The organism is Streptomyces sp. CC208A, assembly GCF_030010625.1.
Classification (GTDB): Bacteria; Actinomycetota; Actinomycetes; order Streptomycetales; family Streptomycetaceae; genus Streptomyces.
In genome coordinates, this window is sequence record NZ_JASCXN010000025.1 from 104,626 (window position 1) to 125,507 (window position 20,882).

28 protein-coding genes, 1 tRNA gene and 1 pseudogene are annotated in these 20,882 nt (G+C 70.6%); 25 read left to right on the forward strand and 5 right to left on the reverse strand.

Going from position 1 to position 20,882, the window contains the following annotated elements:
* Nucleotides 1-39: 39 nt before the first annotated feature.
* Nucleotides 40-879 carry a helix-turn-helix transcriptional regulator gene (locus tag QK442_RS24925; RefSeq protein ID WP_282696282.1) on the forward strand — a complete coding sequence of 280 codons (840 nt, stop codon included), beginning with the start codon at nt 40-42 and terminating at the stop codon, nt 877-879.
* A complete protein-coding gene (locus QK442_RS24930) occupies nt 876-1,085 on the forward strand; it encodes a DUF397 domain-containing protein (RefSeq protein WP_282696283.1) in 210 nt (69 codons plus the stop codon). The genes QK442_RS24925 and QK442_RS24930 overlap by 4 nt, the downstream gene beginning before the upstream one ends.
* A gap of 86 nt (nt 1,086-1,171) precedes the next feature.
* Here the strand turns inward: QK442_RS24930 and QK442_RS24935 are convergent, their stop codons facing one another.
* Nucleotides 1,172-2,032 (reverse strand): hypothetical protein, encoded by an 861-nt coding sequence (locus tag QK442_RS24935; RefSeq protein ID WP_282696284.1) that lies wholly within the window; start codon nt 2,030-2,032, stop codon nt 1,172-1,174.
* A 432-nt stretch (nt 2,033-2,464) separates the two neighbouring features.
* Between QK442_RS24935 and QK442_RS24940 the strand changes: the two genes are divergently transcribed.
* Entirely contained in the window at nt 2,465-2,740 is a 276-nt protein-coding gene (locus QK442_RS24940; RefSeq protein WP_030750007.1) for a hypothetical protein, read from the forward strand.
* A gap of 56 nt (nt 2,741-2,796) precedes the next feature.
* Nucleotides 2,797-4,614 (forward strand): glutamine--fructose-6-phosphate transaminase (isomerizing), encoded by a 1,818-nt coding sequence (glmS, locus tag QK442_RS24945; RefSeq protein WP_282696285.1) that lies wholly within the window; start codon nt 2,797-2,799, stop codon nt 4,612-4,614.
* Nucleotides 4,615-4,778: 164 nt separating this feature from the next.
* Here the strand turns inward: glmS and QK442_RS24950 are convergent, their stop codons facing one another.
* Both QK442_RS24950 and QK442_RS24955 read right to left on the reverse strand, forming a co-directional pair.
* Nucleotides 4,779-5,345: a GPR1/FUN34/YaaH family transporter gene (locus tag QK442_RS24950; RefSeq protein WP_282696286.1), complete on the reverse strand. Its 567-nt coding sequence runs from the start codon at nt 5,343-5,345 to the stop codon at nt 4,779-4,781.
* A 183-nt stretch (nt 5,346-5,528) separates the two neighbouring features.
* The gene (locus tag QK442_RS24955; RefSeq protein WP_015033782.1) at nt 5,529-6,050 is read right to left on the reverse strand and encodes a universal stress protein; all 522 of its coding nucleotides are present in this window, start codon (nt 6,048-6,050) and stop codon (nt 5,529-5,531) included.
* A 402-nt stretch (nt 6,051-6,452) separates the two neighbouring features.
* Here QK442_RS24955 and QK442_RS36405 point away from each other — a divergent pair, with 402 nt between their 5' ends.
* The 5 genes from QK442_RS36405 to QK442_RS24980 all read left to right on the forward strand — a co-directional run bounded on the left by QK442_RS36405 (nt 6,453) and on the right by QK442_RS24980 (nt 10,785).
* Nucleotides 6,453-6,803 (forward strand): hypothetical protein, encoded by a 351-nt coding sequence (locus tag QK442_RS36405; RefSeq protein ID WP_349239680.1) that lies wholly within the window; start codon nt 6,453-6,455, stop codon nt 6,801-6,803.
* 503 nt (nt 6,804-7,306) lie between these two features.
* Nucleotides 7,307-8,476 (forward strand): helix-turn-helix domain-containing protein, encoded by a 1,170-nt coding sequence (locus QK442_RS24965; protein ID WP_282696287.1) that lies wholly within the window; start codon nt 7,307-7,309, stop codon nt 8,474-8,476.
* A 139-nt stretch (nt 8,477-8,615) separates the two neighbouring features.
* On the forward strand, nt 8,616-9,218 hold the full coding sequence (gene orn, locus QK442_RS24970; RefSeq protein ID WP_282696288.1) for an oligoribonuclease: 603 nt from the start codon (nt 8,616-8,618) through the stop codon (nt 9,216-9,218).
* 128 nt (nt 9,219-9,346) lie between these two features.
* A tRNA-His gene (locus tag QK442_RS24975) sits at nt 9,347-9,419 on the forward strand.
* Nucleotides 9,420-9,528: 109 nt separating this feature from the next.
* Entirely contained in the window at nt 9,529-10,785 is a 1,257-nt protein-coding gene (locus tag QK442_RS24980) for a site-specific integrase (RefSeq protein WP_282696289.1), read from the forward strand.
* On the opposite strand, the gene QK442_RS24985 is transcribed toward QK442_RS24980, so the two are convergent.
* Together QK442_RS24985 and QK442_RS24990 are read right to left on the reverse strand one after the other, a co-directional pair.
* Nucleotides 10,782-11,042 (reverse strand): hypothetical protein, encoded by a 261-nt coding sequence (locus QK442_RS24985; protein ID WP_282696290.1) that lies wholly within the window; start codon nt 11,040-11,042, stop codon nt 10,782-10,784. The genes QK442_RS24980 and QK442_RS24985 overlap by 4 nt on opposite strands.
* 185 nt (nt 11,043-11,227) lie before the next feature.
* A complete protein-coding gene (locus tag QK442_RS24990; RefSeq protein WP_282696291.1) occupies nt 11,228-11,632 on the reverse strand; it encodes a helix-turn-helix domain-containing protein in 405 nt (134 codons plus the stop codon).
* 346 nt (nt 11,633-11,978) lie between these two features.
* Here QK442_RS24990 and QK442_RS24995 point away from each other — a divergent pair, with 346 nt between their 5' ends.
* From QK442_RS24995 to QK442_RS25070, 16 genes and pseudogenes are all read left to right on the forward strand, one after another.
* Complete coding sequence (locus tag QK442_RS24995; protein ID WP_282696292.1) at nt 11,979-12,209, forward strand: hypothetical protein; 231 nt, start codon at nt 11,979-11,981, stop codon at nt 12,207-12,209.
* Nucleotides 12,206-12,472: a helix-turn-helix domain-containing protein gene (locus tag QK442_RS25000; protein WP_282696293.1), complete on the forward strand. Its 267-nt coding sequence runs from the start codon at nt 12,206-12,208 to the stop codon at nt 12,470-12,472. Before QK442_RS24995 ends, QK442_RS25000 begins: the two co-directional genes overlap by 4 nt.
* Nucleotides 12,473-12,553: 81 nt before the next feature.
* Nucleotides 12,554-12,913, forward strand: coding sequence for a hypothetical protein (locus QK442_RS25005; RefSeq protein WP_282696294.1), 360 nt, complete (start codon nt 12,554-12,556; stop codon nt 12,911-12,913).
* On the forward strand, nt 12,910-13,425 hold the full coding sequence (locus QK442_RS25010; protein ID WP_282696295.1) for a hypothetical protein: 516 nt from the start codon (nt 12,910-12,912) through the stop codon (nt 13,423-13,425). The genes QK442_RS25005 and QK442_RS25010 overlap by 4 nt, the downstream gene beginning before the upstream one ends.
* Nucleotides 13,422-14,267 (forward strand): PD-(D/E)XK nuclease-like domain-containing protein, encoded by an 846-nt coding sequence (locus QK442_RS25015; protein WP_282696296.1) that lies wholly within the window; start codon nt 13,422-13,424, stop codon nt 14,265-14,267. The genes QK442_RS25010 and QK442_RS25015 overlap by 4 nt, the downstream gene beginning before the upstream one ends.
* Nucleotides 14,264-15,082, forward strand: coding sequence for a hypothetical protein (locus tag QK442_RS25020; protein ID WP_282696297.1), 819 nt, complete (start codon nt 14,264-14,266; stop codon nt 15,080-15,082). The genes QK442_RS25015 and QK442_RS25020 overlap by 4 nt, the downstream gene beginning before the upstream one ends.
* A complete protein-coding gene (locus tag QK442_RS25025; RefSeq protein ID WP_282696298.1) occupies nt 15,082-15,639 on the forward strand; it encodes a hypothetical protein in 558 nt (185 codons plus the stop codon). The genes QK442_RS25020 and QK442_RS25025 overlap by 1 nt, the downstream gene beginning before the upstream one ends.
* Nucleotides 15,636-15,935: a hypothetical protein gene (locus QK442_RS25030; RefSeq protein ID WP_282696299.1), complete on the forward strand. Its 300-nt coding sequence runs from the start codon at nt 15,636-15,638 to the stop codon at nt 15,933-15,935. The genes QK442_RS25025 and QK442_RS25030 overlap by 4 nt, the downstream gene beginning before the upstream one ends.
* A 17-nt stretch (nt 15,936-15,952) precedes the next feature.
* Nucleotides 15,953-16,186, forward strand: a pseudogene (locus QK442_RS25035) (WhiB family transcriptional regulator); the annotation flags it as partial.
* Nucleotides 16,187-16,411: 225 nt separating this feature from the next.
* The gene (locus QK442_RS25040) at nt 16,412-17,263 is read left to right on the forward strand and encodes a hypothetical protein (RefSeq protein WP_282696300.1); all 852 of its coding nucleotides are present in this window, start codon (nt 16,412-16,414) and stop codon (nt 17,261-17,263) included.
* A 2-nt stretch (nt 17,264-17,265) separates the two neighbouring features.
* Entirely contained in the window at nt 17,266-18,006 is a 741-nt protein-coding gene (locus QK442_RS25045; RefSeq protein ID WP_282696301.1) for an ATP-binding protein, read from the forward strand.
* A complete protein-coding gene (locus tag QK442_RS25050; RefSeq protein ID WP_282696302.1) occupies nt 18,003-18,356 on the forward strand; it encodes a hypothetical protein in 354 nt (117 codons plus the stop codon). The genes QK442_RS25045 and QK442_RS25050 overlap by 4 nt, the downstream gene beginning before the upstream one ends.
* A complete protein-coding gene (locus QK442_RS25055) occupies nt 18,353-19,600 on the forward strand; it encodes a DNA cytosine methyltransferase (protein WP_282696303.1) in 1,248 nt (415 codons plus the stop codon). Before QK442_RS25050 ends, QK442_RS25055 begins: the two co-directional genes overlap by 4 nt.
* Before the next feature lie 31 nt (nt 19,601-19,631).
* Nucleotides 19,632-19,943 carry a helix-turn-helix domain-containing protein gene (locus tag QK442_RS25060; RefSeq protein ID WP_282696304.1) on the forward strand — a complete coding sequence of 104 codons (312 nt, stop codon included), beginning with the start codon at nt 19,632-19,634 and terminating at the stop codon, nt 19,941-19,943.
* Nucleotides 19,944-20,013: 70 nt separating this feature from the next.
* Nucleotides 20,014-20,319 (forward strand): hypothetical protein, encoded by a 306-nt coding sequence (locus tag QK442_RS25065; RefSeq protein ID WP_282696305.1) that lies wholly within the window; start codon nt 20,014-20,016, stop codon nt 20,317-20,319.
* Between the two features lie 58 nt (nt 20,320-20,377).
* The gene (locus QK442_RS25070; protein ID WP_282696306.1) at nt 20,378-20,812 is read left to right on the forward strand and encodes a hypothetical protein; all 435 of its coding nucleotides are present in this window, start codon (nt 20,378-20,380) and stop codon (nt 20,810-20,812) included.
* Nucleotides 20,813-20,882 lie beyond the last annotated feature (70 nt).

Sequence of the window (20,882 nt, forward strand, 5' to 3'; positions counted from 1 at the left end):
TCGGGATCCCTTCAACTGGGCAATTCCGAAGGAAGAGTTGTGGTCAATCGCAAGGAATTACACCCGGAGGACGGCCCGCGCGCGGCCTACGGCGCACATCTGCGCAGGCTGCGGGAGCGCCGGGGCTGGACCCAGGACGAGCTGGCGGCGCAGACGGGCTACTCCAGCCAGCACGTCTCGGCGGTGGAAACCGCCCGGAAGCCGCCGACCCTCCCGTTCTCGCGGGAAGCCGACCAGGCTCTCGGCACGGCCGGGACGGCCGATTCGCTCGAACGCCTATGGAACGAGATACGGTACGGCAGCCTGCTGGAGGGCTTCCCGGAGTACGTCGGGTACGAGGGGCGCGCCGTCGAGATCCGGCTGTTCCAAGTCGGGATCATCCCAGGGCTGTTGCAGACGGCGGAGTACGCGCAGGCGCTCGCCAACAGCCATGTGCGGCGCGGCTCCATCACGCAACAGCAGGCGGACGAACGGGTCGCATTCCTCACGGAGCGCCAAGCGGCGCTGGTGAAGGATCGCCCGCCCATGCTGCTCGTGGTGATGGACGAGAGCTGCATCCGTCGTCCCGTCGGAGGCTCCGCCGTCATGAACGCACAGCTGGAGCGGCTGGCCGAGTTCGCCGAGCTGCCGAACAGCATGCTCCAGGTGGCGCCGTACGAGATAGGCGAACGTCGCCCGTTCGACCTTCCGGTCAACCTGCTCACACTGGCCGACCGGTCCATGGTTGCGTACACGGAGACCCATGCGCAGGGGTATGTGGAGCGCGAACGCACCGCCGTCGCGTCCCTCCTGACGGGCTACCATCAACTCCAGGCGGAATGCCTCTCCCAGGCAGACTCCGTGGCCATGGTCGAGAAGGTACGAAAGGGCATGCCGTGACGACCGAATCCCCCCGCTGGTACAAGTCTTCCTACAGCAACAACGGCGGTGACTGCGTCGAGGTCGCCACCAACCTCGTCACCCCCCACGGCATCGTCCCCGTCCGCGACTCCAAGCGCCCCACCGGCCCCACCCTCGCCCTCCCCGCCCCCGCCTTCGCGGTCTTCGTGGCGGGCGTGAAGGCCGGCGACCTCGGGAACGCCTGACCCACGTACGTGCAGCACGGAACGCCCGGCCTGGCAGCTCCCGGCCGGGCGTTCCGTGCGCGACGGGCCTGTTCTGCGGGCCGCTCCTACTGCGGAACGCCCGCGTCGTCGTACGCGCCCTGGAAAGCGCCGACGGTCATCGCGACCACCATGGCGATGAGGGCGAGGCCGAAACAGAGAAGGCCCAGCGCGAAGGTGGCGTCCCAGGCCGTCCGGGGCCGCGACTGGCGGACGATCGCCCTCATGGGGTTCCGGGGGTCGTAGGCGACCTGGACCGTCTCTGATCTGGCCTTGCTGTACAGGGTGCGGCTCACGCCCGTGGAGTCCGTGTACATGTGCGTTCCGGACCCGCCCAACAGGCGGCTCCTGTCGGCGATCCTCCGTGCGGTCACGGTGATGCCGTACCGGGGCAGGTGCCACTGGAGGTAGGCCAGCCACAGCCACCCAGCACCACCCCCGGCGGCTGCCAGCCCCATGCCGCCGACAAGGGGGGAGATGACGCCGAGGAACACTCCCGGGAGCCCGCCCGCGGCGACCCCGGTCGCAACGCCGTTGGCGACGAGCACCAGGGCGGCCGCCCACCCCAGCAGAACGGGCATGCCGGTCTTCTTCCCGGCCCCGGACAGGACGCGCACGGTGACGAGGCTCGAGCCGTCGGCCCTCGCGTCGTCCTCACCGCGCTCGGGCAGCGCCGCGTTCACGAGGTCGGCGAAGACGGTGGCGGCGACCTCGCTCACCCCCTCGACCCGGTGGACGACCGCCGTCGCCCCGGCCGGAGCGGTCAGCTCGACGGCGACGGACCGGCCCTCGGCGCGCACCCGTTCGATCGCCGCCAGCGGGATGTCCAGTTCCTCGTGCGGACGGCTCAGGATCAGCGACTCGCCCTCCGACCGGAGAGCGGCGCCCTTGTTGCCCTGCAGGACGGGTATGGGCGAGGTGAGTGACATGAGCGCGATCATAGGGAGACGTGCGGCCGACGATCCACTGTGACTTCGCGACCCTGTGCGGCCCGCCGGAGCCGCGGGTGACGGCCCGCACTTCAAGGAGTTCCGGCGGGCGGGAGAGTCGATTCCGTTCGTACGGTTCGAACCGCACGAACGGAGTGCGCCTGTCCCCGACGGATCGCGATCGAAGCCGTACGCGGATCGCCACGACTCCGACGCGGTCCCGGCCGCGAGCAACCGCGCCGCCTGCCCGCCCGGGCGGCCCATCACCCCCGCTGCCCCACAAGCAGACGAGTATCACCCTGCACACCGTCACCCCCACACAGAGTCAAGGTCTGGACCAACAACCCTCTCCAGATCGATGATCATGTGACCTCTGCCCGATTTCGGGCAGGATTCTTGCGGAAGACGGGGGGTGCCCCTCAATATTCATGGGTGCTCGAACGCCGCCCGTCCCATGACGACCTCATCGACCACCTGGTCCGGAGCACCGCGCTCCAGCGTGGTGAGGCCGCCCGGGTGGTGCTCGACGTGCTGGCGTACTTCGACGAGACGACCGAGGAGTTCGTCCGGCGGCGCCACCGCGAGCTGCAGTCCGGCGGGGCGGTGAACGCGGAGATCTTCGAGCGGATCTCGGGCGAGCTGCCGCACCGGGCCGTCGCTCCGCCGGAGCTCTCGCTCCGGCAGCTGCGTCGGATCGTCTACGGGTAGTCCGGCCCTCTCGTCGAGGCCGAGCACCACCATCACCTATCGGAGGGGTTTCCTTTATGTGCGGAATTGTCGGTTACATCGGTAAGCGCGACGTGGCGCCGCTGCTCCTGGAGGGCCTGGCCCGCCTGGAGTACCGCGGGTACGACTCCGCCGGTCTCGTCATCAACAGCCCGAAGAGCGCGGCGCTGAAGATGGTCAAGGCCAAGGGACGGGTCCGGGACCTGGAGGCCCGGGTCCCCAAGCGCTTCTCCGGCACCACCGGCATCGCGCACACCCGCTGGGCCACGCACGGCGCGCCCAGCGACCACAACTCGCACCCCCACCTGGACCCGGAGAACAAGGTCGCCGTCGTCCACAACGGCATCGTCGACAACGCCGCCGAGCTCCGCGCCAAGCTGGAGGCCGACGGGGTCGTCTTCGCCTCCGAGACCGACACCGAGGTCATCACCCACCTCGTCGCCCGCTCCCAGGCCGAGACGCTTGAGGACAAGGTCCGCGACGCGCTCAAGGTCATCGAGGGCACCTACGGCATCGCCGTGATGCACGCCGACTTCAACGACCGCATCGTCGTCGCCCGCAACGGCTCGCCGGTCATCCTCGGCATCGGAGAGAAGGAGATGCTGGTCGCCTCCGACGTGGCCGCGCTCATCGCCCACACCCGCCAGGTCGTCACCCTCGACGACGGTGAGATGGCCACCCTCAAGGCCGACGACTTCCGCACCTACACGGTCACCGGCGCCTCCACCACCGCCACCCCCGAGACCGTCGAGTGGGAGGCCGCCTCGTACGACATGGGCGGCCACGACACGTACATGCACAAGGAGATCTCCGAGCAGCCCGACGCGGTCGACCGCGTGCTGCGCGGCCGGATCGACGACCGCTTCTCCACCGTGCACCTCGGCGGCCTCAACCTCGACCCGCGCGAGGCCCGCACCATCCGCCGCATCAAGATCCTCGGCTGCGGCACCTCGTACCACGCCGGCATGATCGGCGCCTCCCTCATCGAGGGCATGGCCCGCATCCCGGCCGACGCCGAGCCGGCCTCCGAGTTCCGCTACCGCAACCCGGTCGTGGACCCCGACACCCTGTACATCGCCGTCTCCCAGTCCGGTGAGACGTACGACGTGCTCGCCGCCGTCCAGGAGCTCAAGCGCAAGGGCGCCCGCGTCCTCGGCGTGGTCAACGTGGTCGGCTCCGCCATCGCCCGCGAGGCCGACGGCGGCGTCTACGTGCACGCCGGTCCCGAGGTCTGCGTCGTCTCCACCAAGTGCTTCACCAACACGGTGGTCGCCTTCGCGCTGCTCGCCCTCCACCTCGGCCGCATCCGCGACCTGTCCGTCACCGACGGCAAGCGGATCATCGAGGGCCTGCGCAAGCTGCCCGCGCAGATCGAGGAGATCCTCAAGGACGAGGAGGAGATCAAGCGCCTCGCCGCCGAGTACGCCGGTGCCCAGTCGATGATGTTCATCGGCCGCGTCCGGGGCTACCCGGTCGCCCTGGAGGCCTCCCTCAAGCTGAAGGAGATCTCCTACATCCACGCCGAGGCGTACCCGGCCTCCGAGCTGAAGCACGGCCCGCTCGCCCTCATCGAGCCGGCCCTGCCGACGGTCGCGATCGTCCCCGACGACGACCTGCTGGAGAAGAACCGCGCCGCCCTGGAGGAGATCAAGGCCCGCTCCGGCCGCATCCTCGCGGTCGCCCACCAGCCGCAGGAGAAGGCCGACCACACCATCGTGGTCCCGAAGAACGAGGACGAGCTCGACCCGATCCTCATGGGCATCCCGCTCCAGCTCTTCGCGTACCACACCGCCCTCGCCATGGGCCGCGACATCGACAAGCCGCGCAACCTGGCCAAGTCCGTCACGGTCGAGTAGTCGCCCGGCGGGACCTGTCACCCGCCGAGCACACCACGGCCCCGGGCCTGTCCCCCGGGGCCGTACGCCGGGCCTGTCCCCGGCGGACCCGACCGGGTACGAAGAACGGCCCCCCACGCTTCCCAGGAGCGTGCGGGGCCGTTCTGCTTCTTTCCTTCGTCGCGTTACGCGGCTGCCGCCGTCGTGCCGCCGCTCGCCCGGCGCAGGGCCATCGGCCAGCCGGCCAGCGCCGCCGTGGCGCCGTACCAGGCCGCGAGGCCCGCGAGCGCGGCCACCCAGCCGCCCGCCCTGCCCAGGCCCTCGTTGCCCGCCATCGCGGCGATGCCCGAGAGCAGCAGCGCGAGGAACAGCAGGCCGTACACGCCCTGCCCGAAGACCCCGCCGCCCTTGGCGGCCAGCGTCAGGGTGAGCGCCAGGAGCGCCCACAGGAGCAGGAAGAGACCGGCCGCGTCCGCCGAGGCCCCGCCGCCCACTCCGGTCCCCCAGGTGAACCAGAAGGCGCCGAGCGCCGCGAAGGCCGTGCCGTCGCCGGTGCTGCCCGCGCGCAGGGCGAGCATGCCGACCAGGAAGAGCGCCACGCCGCCGACCCAGGTGGCGAGGCCCGCGGCATCGGCTGCCGCGACGTTGTCGATGACCCCGGTGCCGCCCAGGCCGAAGGCCAGGAGGGTCAGTCCGAGTGCGAGGTTTCCGAGGGTGGAGGTGCCGTTCCCCGACGCGACGTCCTTGTTCACGACGGGCTCCCTTCGAACGAGCGGTGATGCCGCGTGAGCTGCTGTGTTCCGGTCCCCTTTAACTACCCTTCACAAGCGCACAAATCACCTGAGGGAGGAAGAAATTATCCCTGCCCCAAGGGAGTTGACGGGGTGTCGGGCGAGCGGTAGCGGGAGCGGTGCGCGGTGCGCGGTGGTGCGCGGTCAGGGAATGACGATCACGGGGCGCTGCGCGCGCCGCGCGAGACGGCCGGCGACCGAGCCGAAGATCCGGCCGACGATCCCGTGCGTCGAGCCGACCACGATCGCGTCGGCCGAGTACTCCCGGCCGACCTCCTCCAGCTCGTGGCAGATGTCCCCGCCGCGCTCGACGAGGATCCACGGCACCTCGGAGAGGTGCTCCGCGCAGGCCAGCTCAAGACCGAGGACCTCGGTGCGGTGGTCCGGCACGTCGACGAAGACCGGCGGCTCGCAGCCCGCCCACACCGTGGTGGGGAGCCGGTTGGCGACGTGCACGATGATCAGGCCGGAGCCGGAGCGCCGGGCCATGCCGATGGCGTACGCCAGGGCACGCTCGCTGGACGTGGAGCCGTCGAAGCCGACGACCACCCCGTGCCGGAAGGCCGGGTCGCAGGCGTGGCGTGGCTGTTCCACCGCGAGGGGGTCGACCGTGGAGTCGGCGACGCGCTTGCGGTCCGCGGGTTCGGGGAATTCGTGACCGGCCATCGGTGTCTCGGCTAGGGAAGTCCTCGTGGGAAGGGGCGGGAAACGGGGAGCGGCCAACGGGTGGCGGCGGAGCTGTGTCCGGGAATCATCTTCCCAAGCCCATACCCGCAAGGGTACGGCGACACTCCTCTCCTGCCCAGGGCCCGCCGTGCCACACCCGGCGCGCCCACCGCTCGCGCTCACCGCTCGTGCGCGACTCGGCGCGCGCGGTGTCCCCCGGAGCATGCACGAGGGGTTCACCATCTGGCAATGCCGGATGTGCCCTACAGGCACCCGCCGGACGGCCCTGCGCGGGTCGCATGCGGCCCTTGCGCGGGGCCGAACGGGCGTCACCCGGAGTGACCGGAGGGTTCCGCTTCTCGTTCCCCACAGGTCCGGATCACCGTCGCAGGGAGCCCGCCCGTGCCCGCACCGTCCACGCCTTCCTCCCCCGTCTCCGCCTCACCCGTCCCCTCCGCCCGTTCCCGCCGCCGCGCCCGGGTGCCGGGCCCGGCGGCGCCCGCCGCCCCGGGGACGGGCGAGTCCGCGCGGGCCGAGCCGGAGCCGGCCGGGGGTGCCGGGGACGTGGTCCGCTGGGCGGTGTTCTGCTGCGTCCTCGTCCCGCTGGTCCTCGTCGCCTTCGGGACCTCGCTGGGCGGGGCGGGCGGGACCGCGCTCGGGCTCGCCTCGGTGACGGCCGCGTGCCGGCTGCTGCTGCGCCGGGCGGAGCGCGGACTGCGCGCGGAGGGCGCGGGGAACAGGCACCGGGGCTGAGCGAAGAGCGCGGGCGCGGAGTCCTGAGGAGTCCTGAGGAGTCCTGAGGAGTCCTGAGGAGTCCTGAGGAGTCCTACGGAGGGTGGGAAACCCCTCCGGACCCCCGCGTCCCCCCGTCGAGTTGACAGGTTCGCACAGCCGATCCCATACGTTTTCAGCCAACTTGAAGTTTCCGGCGCGTCCTTGACGAAACGGTACGCCTGCCCTTCCCCGATCCCTCGGGAAAGCCCCGCGCCGGAGGGCCGTACCCTACGCGTACGGCCACTTCTCCACCGTGGGCGCCCGTACGGGCCCCCTCCGGCCGGCCTTCCGGCGATCGATCGCTTCACGCCAAGTTGCCATGTCGACAATGTGCCGGATGGAGAACTTGTCACGCCGGGTGCCGCGGAACCCAGTAGATTCGATCATGGGTACCGAAGACTGGGGTCTCGTGCAAAACCGAGGGGAAACGTGGCACAGCGACACGACCAGGGAGACGCGAACACCGAGGGGGGCTTAGCGCCATGAGCCAGGACTCCGCCGCACCGGAGGTCGCACGGAAATTGTCCGGACGACGCCGTCGCGAAGTCGTCGCGGTGCTGCTGTTCAGCGGCGGCCCCATCTTCGAGAGCTCCATCCCGCTCTCCGTGTTCGGCATCGACCGGCAGGACGCCGGGGTGCCCCGCTACCGGCTGCTGGTCTGCGCCGGTGAAGAGGGGCCCCTGCGCACCACGGGCGGGCTCGAACTGACCGCGCCGTACGGCCTGGAGGCGATCAGCCGCGCGGGGACGGTCGTCGTCCCCGCCTGGCGCTCGATCACCTCGCCGCCGCCTCCGGAGGCCCTTGAGGCGCTCCGCAGGGCGCACGAAGAAGGGGCCAGGATCGTCGGCCTGTGCACCGGGGCGTTCGTCCTCGCCGCGGCCGGCCTGCTGGACGGCCGCCCGGCGACGACGCACTGGATGTACGCGCCGACGCTCGCCAAGCGCTATCCGTCGGTCCACGTGGACCCGCGGGAGCTCTTCGTCGACGACGGGGACGTGCTGACCTCCGCCGGCACCGCGGCCGGAATCGATCTGTGTCTGCACATCGTGCGGACCGACCACGGCACCGAGGCCGCGGGCGCGCTCGCGCGCCGGCTGGTCGTCCCGCCGCGGCGCAGTGGCGGTCAGGAGCGCTACCTCGACAGGTCTTTACCGGAGGAGATCGGCTCCGACCCGCTCGCCGAGGTCGTGGCCTGGGCGCTGGAGCACCTCCACGAGCAGTTCGACGTGGAGACCCTGGCGGCCCGTGCGTACATGTCACGGCGGACCTTCGACCGCCGTTTCCGCTCGCTGACCGGCTCCGCGCCGCTCCAGTGGCTGATCACCCAGCGGGTGCTCCAGGCGCAGCGGCTCCTGGAGACCTCGGACTACTCGGTGGACGAGGTCGCGGGGCGCTGCGGCTTCCGTTCGCCGGTGGCGCTGCGCGGCCACTTCCGGCGGCAGCTCGGCTCCTCGCCGGCGGCCTACCGGGCGGCGTACCGGGCCAGGCGGCCCCAGGGTGAGCCGGCCACGGCCGTCCTGGAGCCGGTGGTGCCCGCCCAGGTGGCGGCGGGTGCCCGCCGGCCCGGGTCACCGCTGGAGCCGGGCAAGCCCACGTCCGACGCCTACACACCGGGCCGGCCCGCCCTGCCGGGCCAGCGCACCGCGCCGTGACGGACGGCCGCCGCAGCGGGCGATAGAGGACCTGCGCCGCCACAAGCGGCGCGACGCGGTACCGGCGGGCGTCCGGGGAGACCTTCCCCGGGCGCCCGCCGGCGTCTCTCCTCCGTGTTTCGCGCCTAAGGTAGGACGCATGAACGATCGCATGGTGTGGATCGACTGCGAGATGACCGGGCTCTCGCTGACGGACGACGCACTCATCGAGGTGGCCGCGCTGGTCACCGACTCGGAACTGAACGTGCTCGGCGAAGGCGTGGACATCGTGATCCGCCCGCCGGACCACGCCCTGGAGACCATGCCGGAGATCGTGCGCCAGATGCACACCGCCTCCGGTCTGCTCGACGCGCTGCCCGGCGGCACCACGCTGGCCGACGCGGAGGCGCAGGTCCTGGCGTACATCCGCGAGCACGTGAAGGAGCCCGGCAAGGCGCCGCTGTGCGGGAACTCGGTCTCCACCGACCGCGGCTTCCTCGCCCGGGACATGCCCGCCCTGGAAAGCCACCTGCACTACCGGATCGTCGATGTGTCCTCGGTCAAGGAGCTGGCACGCCGCTGGTACCCGAGGGCGTACTTCAACAGTCCGGAGAAGAACGGCAACCACCGGGCGCTCGCCGACATCCGCGAGTCCATCGCCGAGCTGCGCTACTACCGCGAGGCGATCTTCGTCCCGCAGCCCGGCCCGGACGCGGAGACCGCCCGGGAGATCGCGGCCCGGCACGTCGTCCCGGCGGAGTAGACGCCTCCCTGAAGGGCCCGCTCGCGCACCCGGAGAAAACGTGTGCGCGAGCACCCCTCGGAACCCTGTAGACTTCTTCTCGGCCGGTCGGGGAAACCCGGGGAAACCTCGGAGAACCGCCGGTCATGGTGGGTATAGCTCAGCTGGTAGAGCACCTGGTTGTGGTCCAGGATGTCGCGGGTTCGAGTCCCGTTACTCACCCTGAATGATCAAGGGCTGACCTGTGTAAACGGGTCAGCCCTTCGTCATGCCTGGATCCTTGGGAACATTGTGGGAACACAGACGTCGGATCCGGTCGTATCGTCGGCCCATGGCGAGCATCGTGGAGAGGCCCAAGAAGGACGGCACCTGCACCTTTCAGGTGAAGTGGCGCCAGGACGGCTCATGGCAGACGGAGAACTTCGGGGACTCCGACCAAGCCGACCAGTTCAAGAAACTGGTCGAGGCCCACGGCGGCTGCTGGCCGCACGGGTGGGTGCGCGGCGAGGGATTCGTCGAGCAGCCCAAGGTCCCCGGCGACATGCCCCTTGTGGCGTACGCCACGCGCTACGTCGACCGGCTCACCGGCATCGACGACCGGACCCGCGAGGACTACCACCGTGAGATCCGGATCCACTTCTCCCTCATCCGGCACATCGACCCGACCGGCACCGAGCGGGAGGCGACGATCTGCAACCTCACGCAGGACGATGTATCCGACTGGGTGCGCATGGAGGAGGACGGCGAGAGGGACCCTGCCGACCCCGAGAAGTGGATCCGAAGGGAGGCCGACCCCAAGTCCATCCGCAACCGCCACGGGCTCCTGTACTGCATCGTGCAGGCCGCCGTGGAGTCTGAGCCCCAGCTCCGTACGAAGAACTGCTGCAAGAACACTCGCCTCCCCCGCGTGGACGACCACGTCGACGAGGAGATGACGTTCCTGGAACGCGACGAGTACCAGCGCATCGCCGCCGAGATCACCGACCCCGACGCCCGCGACCTGGCCGACTGGCTCGTCGGCACGGGCATGCGCTGGAGCGAGGCCACCGCGCTGAAGATCTCCGACCTCAGCCTGAACTCAGACCGACCGTCAGCGAACATCCAGCGCGCATGGAAGAAGGCGAAGAAGGGCAGCGTCGGCGGCGCGTTCTACCTCGGGCCGCCGAAGACGAAGAAGGCGCGCCGGCTGCTGCGGCTGGCGCCTGCACAGGTTGAGGTGGCACGACGTCACGCGACGGGGATGAAGCCGGACGACTTCCTGTTCCGCACCGCTACGGGAAAGTCATGGCGGCATGCGAACTACTACAACCGCAAGTGGCTGCCTGCGGTGCAGAAAGCCATGGAGAAAGGACTGCCGAAGCGGCCCCGGCTCCATGACCTCCGGCACACGCATGTGTCCTGGCTGATCGCCGCACGGATCCCGCTGCCCGCGATTCAGGTACGCCTCGGGCACGAGAGCATCCAGACCACGGTGGACCGGTACGGGCATCTGGTGCAGGGGCTCGACGACGACATCGCAGTGGCGATCGAGGCCGCGATGGGCAGCCCGGCGCCGAAGGCGGGGTTGCGGGCGGTGCGCAGCGCCTAGTGGGGGGTGGGCTGGGGCGGCTGGTCGCTGCCCCGGTTCTGCCGCCAGAGGCCTGAGCCGATGATGTGCTGGAGGCAGTGGTTCATCTCGCTCCGGAGCTCTTCGGTCATCTGGCCCTCAAGGACCCCCCAGACCAGGGTTCCTGGCGCCTCAAGCGGGACGACGATGTGGCCGTCCGGCATCTCCTCCTTGGGCACGAACTCGATGCGGACAGACTCGCGCATGCTCTGCTGCTTCGCCGTTCCTTCGTCAGCCATGTGACCCCCATTACCGTGGCCCGCATCGCTCGGTCACCAGTTCGAACCTAACGACACACGCAGGCTACCGAACCTACTCGCCCCCCAGGCGGATGGCTCATGCTGCCAGGTCGGTGAAGGTTTGACTACACCCCGCACCCGACAACCACGCACCGTGAGGTTGCGGCCCGGAATATGCCAGAGCGCTACTCCCCGGGAGCGAGGACGTCGAGGAATCGGGCCAAGGCATCCACCTGCTCGGGCGTCATACGGTCAGCGCGCGCGACAAGCGCACGAGCGCGCCCCGACTCCCCCTCGACGGTGGAGATCCCGAAGAACTGCTCACCGGCCGCAGCCTGCACGACGTGCAGTGGAAGTTGGAGACCTACCGCAAGGCCGACGATGGCGGAGTACTCGGGGGCGAGCACCTTGAGGCCGGTCTCCAGGCGGTGCAGCCAAGAGTCCTTAACCGTCTGCTCCCCCGTCTCGGGGTCGACGCATCGCTGCGCGAGCTTGACGTAGCTCAGCCCTAGCTCGGCCCTGCGTCTCTTGACCAGCTCGCTGAGCGCTGGCCTCGGGGCCTCCGCGCGCGGGCGATCTTCGGTAGCCATGAGGCTCATCCTGCCACTCCGTGTCATGTCATGGGCTGTGGGGTGTCCATGGGACCAGTGAGGCATCAGGTACTTCCCCCCTGGTAGCACTCGGTCTGCCATCCAACGTGCTGGACGAAGTGTCCACGGCATGAGGCGGCGCGCGCTAGAGCGCACAGGCGTTTTGACGAGATCCCCACACGGACATCCAAGAAGATGGACAACACGTCCAAGCTATGCAATGCTCAAGGCATCCAAGCAGTGCAACGAAATGCCGCACGAGGTGGACATGGCAACCCCTGACCTGGCGCATAACCCTGCGCAACCCCTCTACAAGCTTCTCGACAGAAGCCTCCTCGGCCGCCTGATGGAACGCACTGGTACCGGTGCCCCCCTCAGCATCCGAGGACTCGCCACAAAGGCCGGTGTCGCCCACGGCACCATCGGCAACCTCCTGACCGGCGAGCAGGAGTCCGTGATCGAGCCCACCGCTCACGCCATCTGCGGCGCGATCGGCGTGGACCTCCTGATCCTGTTCGCCCCCGAAGGACGCGCCACCCGACACACCGGCAGGCCCCGCTTGGCGGTCCAGCGATGACCCGCCACACCTACCCGGAAGCGGCCAAGGCACTTCGTGTCGAGGAGTCGTGGCTGCGGCGGCACATCAAGAAGCTGCCGCACTCGAAGAAGGGACGCGTCGTCACCTTCACGGATGCGGACCTGGAGCGCATTGACGCCCTGTTCCACCACGAGCCGACGAGCGGTCCGATCGCCACGGTGCGGGCGTCCGCGTCGGGTGTGCACCCGCTGGCCGGTCTGCGTCCCCTGCCGTCTCGCGGGGCGCAGCGGCAGATCGCCTGACCCACCCAAGAAGAACGGGGCCGTCGAGACCGTGCCGGGTCCCGCAGCCCCTCACGAACCCCACTGATTGGAGTGGAATCCATGAGCAACAACCCTACCCCCACCGTCGGCCAGCAGGCCCAGGCGTTCCGTCTGGTGGCGCTGCTCGCGGCGGAGAACCCGCTGCTGCCCGCCCCGTACGTCGTGGTCCACACGTACTGGGAGACGAGCGTTTCGTTCCAGCTGGAGATCGCCGACTTCGAGGCGTGGCGTGAGGCGCTGGGATTCGGCGTCGAGAACGTGGAGCTGAAGTCGCGCGGTGACTCGTGGCTGACGGTGAGGGGCCTGGTGGTCCGGTCGGTGGATGGTCACGACGTGGCGGCTCAGGTCCAGCTGACGGGCTGTGGTCTGCCGCAGCTGTCGGAGCGTCCGGCTGACGAGCTGGTGGAGCGTGCCGCATGAGCGCCCGCGAGGAGCGGTTGCGGCTGGCGTGGCAGTCGGCTCGGGAGCGGGCGCAGGCGTACGGAGAGGGCATCCTCCAGCGCGTTGAGGACCGCGACACGTGGATGGGCTGGACCAAGGCGGCTGAGGCCGAGGTGCAGCGCCTGCAGGCGGAGCGGCACTCGACGAACGAGGCCCTCGACGACGCGGTGCGGGAGAACGCCGTACTGCGGGCCCGGGTCGCCGAGCTGGAGGCCGCCGCCATCTGCCCGTCCGTCGCCCGCCTCTACGGCAGCAAGTGCGTGCTGCCCGTCCGTCACCGGGGTGACCACCAGAACGAGACGAAGCGGCACTACTGGAGCGACGACTACGCCGTCCCCCAGCAGCGTCAGCAGGAGGACCCGCACGACTCCGAGCTCCACCACGAGTACGCCCTCGGCCGTGACCTGCCGGTCATCCCCCACCAGACCACCGGCCGCTGCCCGGTCTGCCGGGGCACGTTCGAGGACTGCACCTGCGGTGGTGGCCGATGAGCGAGATCGTCGAGCCGGGCCTGTACCCCCAGCTGACCGCCGAGGAGTACCACGCCCAGCGCACGTCGCTGTCATCGACCGGCGCCCGCACCATGCTCAAGGCCCCAGCCCTGTACCGGTACGAGCAGGACCACCCGCAGCCCCGCCGTGACACGTTCGACTTCGGCACGGCCGCCCACAAACTCGTCCTTGGTGACGGGCCCGAGCTGGTCGCCGTCGAGGCGCCGGACTGGCGGACGAAAGCAGCTCGCGAGGAACGCGACGCCGTCGCCGACGCTGGCGGTGTCGCGCTGCTCGCCTCCGACTACGACCGGGTGCACGAGATGGCGGACGTGATCCGTCGACACCCGATCGCGTCGGCCCTCTTCGCCGCTGGCAACGGGCGGCCCGAGCAGTCCCTGTTCTGGCGGGACGAGCGGACCGAGATCATGCGGCGGGCCCGGCTGGACTGGCTGCCGAACCCGCGTGACGGCCGGCTGATCGTCGCCGACTACAAGACCACCGTGTCCGCTCACCCCGAGGCGCTGGCCCGCGCGGTCGACACCTACGGCTACCACCAGCAGGCCGCCTGGTACCTCGACGGAGTCCGGGCCCTGGACCTGGACGAGAAGCCCGCGTTCCTCCTGGTGTTCCAGGAGAAGACAGCCCCGTTCCTGATCACGGTCGTCGAGCTGGACATGCCGACGCTGCGGATCGGGGCGGCGAAGAACGAACGCGCCCTCGACATGTACCGCGTGTGCGTCGAGACCGGCCGCTGGCCCGGCTACGTGCCCGAGCACGAGCCGTTCTACCTCTCCCTGCCCGCGTGGGCGCTGAACCGTGACACCGAGGAGTACCTGTGAGCCAGCAGCAGATCGAGCGTATGAGCCCGGCGGCGATGCCGGAGCGTGTGGGGCAGGGGACGGCGGTCGAGCAGTCCCGTGCGGTGGCCGAGGTGCAGGCCGCGATCGTGGTGGCGCAGCAGTGCCCGCGAAACATCTCGGCGGCGATCGCGGAGATGCGGCAGGTGTGCTCGCAGAAGTTCCTCGCGGAGCGGGCGTTCTTCCGGTTCTCCCGTGGTCAGGGAACGGTGTCAGGTGCGTCGGTGCACCTGGCACGGGCGCTGGCGTCGTGCTGGGGGAACGTCGACTACGGCCTGGTGGAGATGCGCCGGGACGACGTGTACGGCGAGTCGGAGATGAAGGCGTACGCGTGGGACGTCGAGAAGAACACCCGCACGTCGTCGACGTTCATCGTCCCGCACAAGAGGGACCAGCGTGGTGGCCCGAAGCAGCTGACGGACATGCGGGACATCTACGAGAACAACGCCAACAACGGTGCCCGCCGTGTCCGTGAGGCGATCTTCGCGATCCTCCCGCCGTGGTTCGTGGAGGAAGCGAAGGAGCTGTGCGCCCGCACCCTCCAGGACGGTGGCGGTCAGCCGTTGAACCTGCGGATCGCGGACGCGGTCAAGGCGTTCGAGGGCATCGGCGTCACCGTCGAGCGGATCGAGGCAAAGTTCGGTCGGCCGTCGGCGAAGTGGACGGATCACGATGTCGCGAACCTGGGCGTGATCTTCCGGTCGATCCAGCAGGGCGAGATCTCGGCCGAGGAGGAGTTCCCCTCGCGCGTGACCCTTGACGAGATCACCACCACGACGGCCGGCGGTGAGGCGTGATGCGTCTCCCCTTCATCTCCCGCCGCCGCCACGAGGAAGCCATCGACTTCCTCGCCGCCCTCCACCGGTCGAACCTGGCCCACGTCGCCAGCAAGTTGGGCGACGAACGGGACGCGCGCCGGAAGGCTGAGGCCGAGCTGGCCGCTGAGCGTGAACCGCGGCCGCCGGTCGAGGTCGAGCACACCGAGCTGTGGTCGCTCATCGACTGGACCCTGTGGGGCTCGGGCATGGGCGACGTGTTCCGCGAGCAGCTGGCCGACCAGTTCATCGCCGCGCTCACCCCGGAGCAGCACGCGCAGGCCCTGGAGCTGATCCGCTGGTGGACCGAGGACCGTGGCCGTGAGCCGTTGGGCCGCCGCCGGTACGAGGACCAGCAGCGCCGTCTCCACCGTGCCGTCCGCGCGGTCGCCGCCGAGCGGGCACAGGCCGAAGGCTACCGCCGCACCATCCGGCGCCTGACGGACCAGCTCCTCGACGCGACCGGCTACCAGGGCGAACCCCTCCTGCCCGCAGCCCGCCGTGCGCTCGGCATCGACGACATCAAGGAGGAGTCGTGACCAGTCTCTTCGGTCCCAATCGCAACCAGGTCGGCTACGAGGAGCAGCCGTGGTCGGTGTGGATCCTCGGCATGGACGACATCCATGACCGCGACACCCTCGATGAGTGCCTCGCCCTCGCCAACGAGTTCAACGCCTCGTTCGCGCAGCTACGGCTGATGCCCGTCTCCGAGCACGACCCGGTCCTGTACGCGGTCGTCCTGCACCACGGCTGGGCCTGGTCCCGCAGTGCCATCACCCCCGTCTGCGGTCGCCCTGACTGCCAGCCGTGCGCCACCAAGGAGGCCGCCCAGTGACCTCCTCCGAGTCTCCCGTGGCGGGGCTGACCACCCGCCCCGCCACGGGCACCACCTGGCGCGACAGCGCCCTCTGCTCACAGGTCGACCCCGACCTGTGGTTCCCCGAGAAGGACGGCCGCGCGTCGATCGCCAAGCGCGTCTGCCTGGCGTGCGACGTCCGCCGCGAGTGCCTGGAGTACGCGCTCGACAACGACGAGCGACACGGCATCTGGGGCGGCCTGTCCGAGACCGCGCGCCGCAGGCTCCGCCCCGAGCCCGAGACGCCGCACACGGGTGGGAAGCGGCCGGCGCCGTGCGGGACGAGCGCCGCCTACCAGCGGCACCTCCGCAACGACGAGCCCGTCGACGACGCGTGCCGTGAAGCGGTCCGGAAGAAGTCCGCCGCCCGCCGGCGTACCGCCGCCTGACCCCGTGCCCGGGGCCGTCGCGCCCCGGGCCCCGAACCACCCACCGCACTACGGAGAGAAGGCCCCGTGACCATCGACGCGCAGCACTGGGTGTGGAACCACAGCTGCAACAGGGGCAACCCACGCCTGGTGCTGCTCGCCGTCGCCGACGCTGTGCTCGACCTCCGATGCGAGACGCGGATGGGCACCACCGAGTTCATGAAGCGGCTGAACGCGTCTCGGTCAGTAGTGCAGAAGGCGGTCGACAAGGCGCTGCTGTCGGGTGAGCTCGTCTTGGTCGAGGCGCAGCAGGGAAGTCGGGCCGCGAAGTACCGGCTGCCCGATGCGGTGGGGTACCGGCGCCCCGCGCCTGGCGCTACCGGCCCGGAATCAGGGCCGGTAGCTCCGGAGCAGGGGCCCGGAATCAAGGCCCCTAACTCTCAGCAGGGGCCCGGAATCAGGGCCGGTAGCGAAGACGCTAGGGGCCCGGAATCAGGGCCGGGGGGGCCCGGAATCGAGGCCCCTAGGGGCCCGGAATCAGGGCCCCATCACCAAACCACTCCTACCAGGAGTGCTAGCCAGCTTGAGGGCGAGCCCGACCCGGCAGCAGCAACGAGCATCCCGGACTTCGCACGCCCCCTCATCGACACCATCAGCCGCGCCGGATACGACACCCTCCGCTGGAACCTCAAGCACCCCGAGTGGCTGATCATCCACGCCCTCATCCAGAGTCACGGCGCCGACCGCCTTGCCCGCTACGCCATCGAGCAGTGCCAGCAGCGGCAGATCACCTACGGCAAGTACTTCCTCGCTGGCTGGCGCGACCTCCCCCCGGCCCCCGCACCCGGCGCCGGACGCCCCCAGCTCCGTGCCGTGTCCGGTGGCTGGCAGCCCTACCAGAACCCCGTCGACCCGTCCGTGTACGAGAACGGATTCTGACCATGCCCGAACCCAGCAGCCTCACCGGCAACCCGAACGCCGCCCTCGGCCGCATCCTTGCCGGCATCCAGGAGCGCCACCCCAACGTGGCGCCCGGCCCCGTCGACGACGCGCCCACCCCCGACGAACCCGGTCACCCCGAGTACCACCGCCGCGTCCGCGCCGAGTGGGCCCTCGACCGGTGGCACACCGCCGTCCCGCCCCGCTACCGGCAGGCCACCGCCACCCTCCCCGACATCCAGCAGTGGGCCGACCGCGTTGCCGCCGACCCCACCACCGCAGGAAGCCTCCTCCTCACCGGCACGACCGGAACCGGCAAGACCCACCAGGCGTACGGTGCTCTCCGCCGTATCGCCGAAGCCGGACCCTCCGTCTACGAGATCCGGGCCACCACCGCCGCCGACATGTACGGCCTGCTCCGCCCCAAGGGCAGCGAGCGCGGCGCCGAGGAAGAACTCCGCCGCCTCGCCCGCGTCCCCCTCCTCGTCCTCGACGACCTCGGCTCCGCCAAGGCCACCGAGTGGACCGAGGAAGTCACCTACCGGCTGATCAACGAGCGGTACAACGCGTGTCGGCCGACGCTCTACACCTCCAACCTGCCCGCCGACTCGACCGACCGGCAGGGCGTCCGACAGGGCCCCGACCTCGTGACCGCGCTCGGTGAGCGGATCGTGTCCCGCTTGTCGCAGGACACCACCGTCGTCGCCATGACCGGCCCCGACCGTCGGCGAGGTGCCGCATGACGCCGGCCCGGCGCCTGAGCGTCGTCCGCGCCACCCTCGACCAGCCCACCGAGCACGTCCCCGGGCAGACCGCCATCCCCCTCGCCGCCCTCGCCGTCATCGAAGCCGCCCTCGAAGACGGCTACCGAGCACGCGAACCCCTCAACACCCAAGCCCGCCGCATCATCCACGACCTCACCCGCGACGGCTGGAAGCTCACCATCCCGCCCCGCACCCGCCGCTACCCCTGCCCCATCTGCACCACCAACCAGCTCGTCAACGCCAACGGACGCCTCCGCCGCCACGGAGCCCCCAGCAACGCCTGCCGCGGCAGCGGCTGGACCATCACACCCGCAGGAGCCACCCCGTGATCACCTTCGTCGACATCTTCTGCGGCGCCGGAGGCAGCAGCACCGGCCTCGTCGCCGCCGGCATGCACCTCCGCCTCGCCGCGAACCACTGGCAGCGCGCCATCGAGACCCACGCCGCCAACCACCCCACCGCCGACCACCTCTGCGCCGACGTCAACAACTACGACATGCGCCGCCTCCCCTCCGCCGACGTCCTGTGGGCCTCCCCCATCTGCACCGAGATCAGCCCCGCCGGCGGCCGCAAGCGCACCCGCGGCCAGCTCGAACTCCTGGAGCACGGCTCCGTCCCGGACGCCGCGTGGGAACGCACCCGCGCGACCGCGTACGACGTCCTCCGCTACGTCGAGGTCCACCGCCCCCGGGTCGTCATGTGGGAGAACGTCCCCGAGTTCGTCACCGACTGGGAGCTGTTCGACTGGTGGTGGGGTGGGTTCGACCTCCTCGGCTACGAGGGCAAGGTCGTCTCGGCGTCGTCCGCGCACCTTTCCGGCATCGACAACGACGCGGCCGCCCAGTGGCGGAACCGTGCGTACGGGGTCCTGGTCCGCAAGGGCACCCCGATGCCGGACCTGGAGGTCCGCCCGGAGGCCGTGTGCCCCGAGTGCGGGCCCGTTCAGGCGCGGCAGGTGTGGCGGAACCCGAGCCGGCGCCGGGCCGGGAAGTGGGGCGTCCAGTACGACTACCGCTGCCCGAACCGGCAGTGCGGGCACCTCATCCTGGAGCCGATCGTCCGCCCGGTTGCCGACATCATCGACTGGTCCCTCCCCGGCCGCCGGATCGGCGACGGCCGCCCGGACCGGAAGGCGTTCACCCCGTACGCCGCCTCGACGCGGGCCCGGGTCGAGGCCGGGCTCGCCGCGTACGGCACGGACCCGCACGTGGCCGTCCTGCGCCGCAACGGCACCGCCGTCCCCGTCACCGGCCCCATCCCCGGCCTGTCCGCGCAGGGCCGCCACCACGCCCTGATCGTTCCCAACGGACGCAAGGGCGCCGTCCGCACCACGGCCGAGCCGGTGACCACGATCGCAACCAGGCCCCACCACAGCCTCGTCCGGCCGGCGGCCACGGTCGACGACTGCACGCTGCGGATGCTCACCCCGCGCGAGCTGATGTCCGCCCAGCGGTTCGGCACGGACTACGTCGTCCACGGCAACCAGGCCGAGCAGATCATGCAGGCCGGCAACGCCGTCTCGGTGAACGCGGCGCAGTGGCTCGGCGCCCGCGTCCTCGCCGCCCTCGCCTGACCCCGCCGCCACACCCTCCGAGGAGACCCCCATGGCCCACTGGAGAGCCGCCCGACCCACCTGCCGACACGGCCACCCCTTCCCCGACAACCTCCGCATCGACACCCGCGGCTGGGCCGTCTGCCGCACCTGCGAACGCAACACGTACACCCCCGCCCAACCCGACGAGATCGCCATCGAACGCGCCATCGCCGGAGACCCACCCCCGCGGCTCACCCCCCGCGAACGCGCCGCCGCCATCCAGCAGCTCAGCCGCCACGGCTACTCCGCCCGACAGATCGCCGAACGTCTCCGCTGCACCCCGCGGACCGTCCACCGCGCCCGCACCCGCACCACCGCCTGACATGCCGCAGCCCTCCCCGCAGGCAGCGCGGGGAGGGCCGGCACCACCGTACCCACCCAAGGAGCAACACGTGCCCGACCTGCCTGAGGTCACCGTCACCGCCACCCGGTACACCGTCTCCCTCCTCCCCGCCGACGACATCAACCACCGCGCCTACGCCCTGTACGTCCAGCGGCGGCCCGACGGCTGGGGCATCACCGACGGAGTCGGGTGGGTCGAAGGGCCGGGCGGCCACTGGCACTTCGACTACTACGAGGCCCTCACCTTCGCCGAGCTGGACGACGCGCTCGCGCTCGCCCGCCGCCTCGCCCCCGGGAAGCGCGTCAACGGCATCACCGCGGCCGAGGCGTACCGCCGCACGGACCGCACCGCCTGACCTTCGCCCGTCCCCGCCGGGCCGCCCACACGGCCCGGCCCACCCAAGGAGCAACACCATGACCGCAGTACCCCGCCGCTTCTACCTCCAGCGCAACACCGACATCACCGGCGTCTCCGGCACCGGCCGCGTCGCCGACGGCATCCTCTGGCCCGACGGCACCGCCTCCGTCCGCTGGCTCGGCGAACACCCCTCCGTCGTGTTCTGGGACCGCGGGCAGGCCAGCGTCGACCACATCCACGGCCACGGCGGCGCCACCGTCATCGTCTGGCTCGACCACGAGTCCACCGAGGTCGAGGACGAACTCCCCTGCCTCCACTGCCTCGACGGCCACGGCACTCCCGACCGCTGCACCTGGGGCGTTCGCGTCCACCCCGACCGCGACAGCGACGGTCAGCCCATGTACCTGATCGTCCAGCCGACCAACGGCGCGCACGTCGCCCCCGAGGACGCGCGCTGGCTCCAGTCCGTCATCAACCGCGACCGCGCCTGACCAGGAGCCCACCATGACCTTCGAGTACCGCGACCCGTACAACAGCCTCCTCCGCGTCGAAGCGGGCACT